At 55.0% G+C, this 4381-nt stretch carries 4 protein-coding genes and 1 pseudogene; 1 reads left to right on the top strand and 4 read right to left on the bottom strand.

Annotated features, from left to right (window positions below):
• Window positions 1-464: 464 nt before the first annotated feature.
• The 4 genes from AC0ZT5_RS34945 to AC0ZT5_RS34930 form a co-directional block, all read right to left on the bottom strand.
• Entirely contained in the window at window positions 465-986 is a 522-nt protein-coding gene (locus tag AC0ZT5_RS34945) for an aminopeptidase P family N-terminal domain-containing protein (RefSeq protein ID WP_488500137.1), read from the bottom strand.
• A gap of 101 nt (window positions 987-1087) precedes the next feature.
• Window positions 1088-1951, bottom strand: coding sequence for an amino acid ABC transporter ATP-binding protein (locus AC0ZT5_RS34940; protein WP_488500136.1), 864 nt, complete (start codon window positions 1949-1951; stop codon window positions 1088-1090).
• A complete protein-coding gene (locus AC0ZT5_RS34935; protein ID WP_488500135.1) occupies window positions 1948-2922 on the bottom strand; it encodes an amino acid ABC transporter permease in 975 nt (324 codons plus the stop codon). The genes AC0ZT5_RS34940 and AC0ZT5_RS34935 overlap by 4 nt, the downstream gene beginning before the upstream one ends.
• A 57-nt stretch (window positions 2923-2979) precedes the next feature.
• The gene (locus tag AC0ZT5_RS34930) at window positions 2980-3834 is read right to left on the bottom strand and encodes a transporter substrate-binding domain-containing protein (protein WP_488500134.1); all 855 of its coding nucleotides are present in this window, start codon (window positions 3832-3834) and stop codon (window positions 2980-2982) included.
• A gap of 398 nt (window positions 3835-4232) precedes the next feature.
• Between AC0ZT5_RS34930 and AC0ZT5_RS34925 the strand changes: the two are divergent.
• A pseudogene (locus tag AC0ZT5_RS34925) lies at window positions 4233-4381 on the top strand (IS110 family transposase); the annotation flags it as partial.

The following is a 4381-nucleotide window of genomic DNA, read 5'->3' as shown; positions in this document are numbered from 1 at the left end:
GCAGTAATCACTCGCGCACCCTCTCGCACGAGTTCTTTCGCCGCCGCAATCACAGCCGATGTTTTTTCCTCACCATCCGCCCCGAAAATGCAGGTATTGTTGAGCCCCGGTACGGTTTTATAGCGCACGGGAACGCTCCACGTGGTGGCGTTGCCGGCGTCTCCGGGGATGTACGGACGGAGACCGGGTCCCGGCATGCGATCAAGCATCAAAATGCCCACAGGTGCCCCGTGGAACGCCAATCGGGGCCTAACCCAGGACGGCCAGCGTTTTCCTTGGGCACGAGGAAAATCAGTCATCGGTTGTCATCCTTTACGTTTGGTGTTTAGCATGTTGGGTGATGCTGGTTGCCACCTCTCAACTCGCGCTCATGGAAGATTGTGGCTCGCCTGCGATTTGGCTAGTTATTGTCCACGCTTCTCATCGACAGTCTCAGTCAATTACGAATAACTTGCGTGGAACACTTAAGAGGAATTCAACCTGGCCTTCAGTGTCAAGATACTTTCGGCGATACGTTGCCAGTTGATAAGTCGGTCAGCGTTTTTGAATGTTGCGTTAGGCAGCGCCGCGGAAAGAACTTCAAACGACAAGGCAGAGAAATAGTAGTTGTCCTTCTCAACACCGATAGTCGATGAGCCATGCCCCTCTTCATCGATTATCAGACCAAGAACGGTCATAGGATGCAATGTGTCGGACTGGACGTAATAGTCTTCGTACGATCTTATTCGCTCTTCACCTAGGTAGGTGGTCCGGCGACACCCGTTGGCGTCCATACCACGACCGAACCAGAGCGGGTCTTTATCCTTGGATACAGCTACGCATTGGGGCACATAGAAGGCGTTGCCGTCGTAACCCGTAAGCCATCCCATATTGGCAGGGTCCGTAACGACCAACAGATCGATCTCCGCCTTCTCCATTGCACCGCGAGCTTTTTCAAGGCGGTTCTTGTATTCTGATACTTCAAATCGAAGCACTCCTGCGGCCATATAGTTGTCTCCTCAAGCACTATGCCGCCTAAATAGATATATCGTTTGACTTACATTTGCTGGATACTACTTGGCACTCACCTAGATCGTTCAACATCATCTCAGTGCTTCAAGATTTGGCTAAGGAAGAGCTTCGTTCGTTCATGCTGTGGATTGGTGAAAAAGTCGTGCGGCTTGCCTTCTTCAATGATGAGGCCTGCATCCATGAAGATCACTCGGTCCGCAACGGAGCGCGCGAAGCCCATCTCGTGGGTGACGCAGACCATGGTCATGCCGTCGCGCGCGAGGCTGGTCATTGTCTCGAGCACTTCAGCGACCATCTCCGGATCGAGCGACGAAGTCGGTTCATCGAAGAGCATGACGGCGGGCTCCATGCAGAGGGAACGGGCAATCGCGACGCGCTGTTGCTGTCCTCCAGAGAGCTGAGCGGGATATTTGTTCGCCTGCTCCGGTATGTGAACGCGCTCAAGGAACTTAAGCGCGAGCTTCCTTGCCTCGACCTCGGGCACACCCTTAATCCATATCGGGGCGGCCATGCAGTTCATCAGCACCGTCATGTGCGGGAAGAGGTTGAAGTGCTGGAACACCATGCCGACGTTTTTGCGAACTTCAGCGACGTCGCGCATTTTGCTATGCAACCTGATCCCGTTAACGGTGATCTCGCCCTCCTGGTGCGCCTCAAGCCGATTGAAGCAGCGGATCAGCGTCGACTTTCCCGATCCGGAGGGACCGCAGATAACGACGCGCTCGCCTTTGCGAACGGTGAGGTTGATGTCAGTCAATGCTCTGAAGGCACCGTACCACTTCGAGACCTTCTTGGCTTCGATAACTGTGTCGCTCACCGGTCCCCGCCCTAGGCTCGACGACCTCCGATCCAAGCTCGACTCAGGACGCGCCACATCAGCAGCCGCATTAGAATACCCGTTTGGACCGCCCTTCACTTGAACCACGCTGCTGACGGTCATCGCACCTTGCTCCTAGCGTAGTAACGTTCGATCCTGGATTGGATCAGCTCAAGGCAGATGGACAGGATCCAGTAGATCATGGCAACGGCAATCAGCATCTCCATGTGATTGAAGGTGGCCTGACCAAGCGTGCGAGCGAGAAACGTCAGTTCCCACACGCCGAGCACCGACACGAGCGAGCTGTCCTTCAGCATCGAGATGAACGAGTTCCCCATTGGGGGAATGATGACGGGAAGCGCCTGCGGCAATATAATCCGGCGCATGGTGAGACCAAAACCGAAGCCTAATGACCGGGATGCCTCCCATTGGCCGCGGTCGATGCTTTGAATTCCGGCGCGGAAGATCTCAGTCATATAGGCCCCGATGCACAGCGAAAGCGCCAATATGCCTGATGGCACGGCATCCATCACAATGCCCAATTGCGGCAGGCCGAGATAGATCAGGTAGATCTGCATCAGAAGCGGCAAACCGCGGAAGAAAGAAGTGTAAAAACTGGCTATGCCGTAGGCGAACCCGTTGCTTGAAAGTTTCGCAACGGCGGCAACAATCCCTATCAGCGAGGAGAATACAAGCGAGATCGCCGAGACATAGAGCGTAGTCACTATACCCTGTGTGATTAGGAAGGGCAGGTTCTTCCAAATAAAGGGCAGATTTAAGTTAAACGCTTCCACGAAAACGAGAAAAAGTATCAGTAGCTCAAACCACACGATGCCGATTTGAACCTTCAGCGGCGCAAAACCGATCATCACGAGATTGAGGCAGAACACGACCGCAATCACAAACGCGATCGCGAAGCGCCCGTAAAGGCCGCTCTCCAGCGGATCGCCGATGACCGGCCGCATGAGTTCGCCCATAGTCGTGCCGGTCAGGTTGACCGCCAAAAACACAGCGAGCACGACTGCGAATACCGAAGCGATGAACCACGGTTTGTGGACCAGGATCTCGGATTCGACTGTGTCCTGATAGAGCATCAGCAACCCTCTAAAAAAAGCGACCAAGACTAGCCTTGGTCGTTAGTGATTCACCACTTATTCTTTGACCGATCGATCTATTCCGTACCACTTGATCATTATCTTGGAGAGGGTGCCATCATCCCTCATCTTCTGGATGGCCTGGGCGATTTTGTCGCCGAATTCCTTGTCGCCGCGCAGAACTGCAACTGCCGACGGCGAGAAGAATAGTGGCTCGTCAAGCTCTTTCAATGGATAGCCGGCTTTGATCGCATTGCGTAGATCCGATCGGTTAGTTAGGATGGCATCGAGCCGAACACCATCGCCGAGCCGAAGGTCGTCAAGGGCGACCATGTCGGTTTGATAGGTCTTTATCTCGCCCGGCGTGAATTGGAATTTTATTGGCTGAGCGCCCGCCTGACCGCCGACCACCCAGTCCTGCGTTAAACTGTGATTGGCATAAGACTCGGCCACTGTGCTTGCTGTGACGCCGATCACCCTACCGTCGAGATCGGATGGCTTGGTTGCTTTGCTATCCTTGTGAACGGCCGCGACCACCGCCCCGTAGGCGTACACAGCCGGGAAGCTAAGTTTCTCGGCGCGGGCTTTAGTTGGGGCCATTTCACCCATAGCAATGTCCCATCGGTCCTCCCACTTGCCTGACGTGATGATATCCCAGGCCGGTGTTATGAATTTAACCTTCACGCCCAGATATTCCGCGATGGCGTTAGCCACGTCCACGTCGGAACCATCGAGCTCATGCTTGTCGTTCAAGAATGAAAGCGTCCCCCAGTCCGTCCCGGCTGCGACTCTCAGCGTTTTGGTAGCAAGTACGTTATCGAGTACGGCGCCGGCGCTGGCCTCAGGTGACGCAGCCAGAGACGCAACAGCGAGTGAGGCTGCAGCTGCTATCATCGTCATCAGCTTGTTCATGCGGTTCTCCCTTGTATCACCTTCTTATCCTCATTCGAGAGGTGGATTGGGCTAGGCAACCCCGATCGGCCTCCAAGCCTCGGCAAGCAGCGACCGTTTATTCCTCCCAGCGTTGCCTAGTGCTGACCCTATGTCAGGCACATGAGTTGACAAGAACATTATCAATATCACGTCCATCTAGAACTCAGATGGTTCAAAGCAGAGCCGCGCCTACGGGTGACCTTGGGGCGCCCGCGACGTCAGCTCCGTGCCGTAGCACCTACGGAATGAAGGAGCGGCGGCAGCTGAGACAGCGGTGCGCGCAGCTTTTCGCTGCAGGCGCGCACATCGAGGCGGCCATGGCCAGTCAAAGTTTCTCTAGAATGTGAATGTCACAACCCATTCCGGAGAGACCGACCATGACCACTTCAGATTCTACACCCGCCGCCGCGGTGCTGGTAGCGATCGACATTGCCAAGGTGCGCAATGAAGTTCTGATTGAAGCACCTGGCCACAAGCGCCGGCGTCGCCTTTTGGTCCTCAACACCCGTGCTGAGCACGACCATCT

This window comes from Mesorhizobium sp. CNPSo 4670, from assembly GCF_057784235.1.
Note: the sequence above shows the minus strand (reverse complement) of the source record. Positions and strands in the feature narration are given on the sequence as shown.

Excerpts from the sequence above, each read along its gene's own strand:
- AC0ZT5_RS34945 (WP_488500137.1), bottom strand. The coding sequence starts at position 986 with ATGGCCGCAGGAGTGCTTCGATTTGAAGTATCAGAATACAAGAACCGC.
- AC0ZT5_RS34930 (WP_488500134.1), bottom strand. The coding sequence starts at position 3,834 with ATGAACAAGCTGATGACGATGATAGCAGCTGCAGCCTCACTCGCTGTT.
- AC0ZT5_RS34940 (WP_488500136.1), bottom strand. The coding sequence starts at position 1,951 with ATGACCGTCAGCAGCGTGGTTCAAGTGAAGGGCGGTCCAAACGGGTAT.
- AC0ZT5_RS34935 (WP_488500135.1), bottom strand. The coding sequence starts at position 2,922 with ATGCTCTATCAGGACACAGTCGAATCCGAGATCCTGGTCCACAAACCG.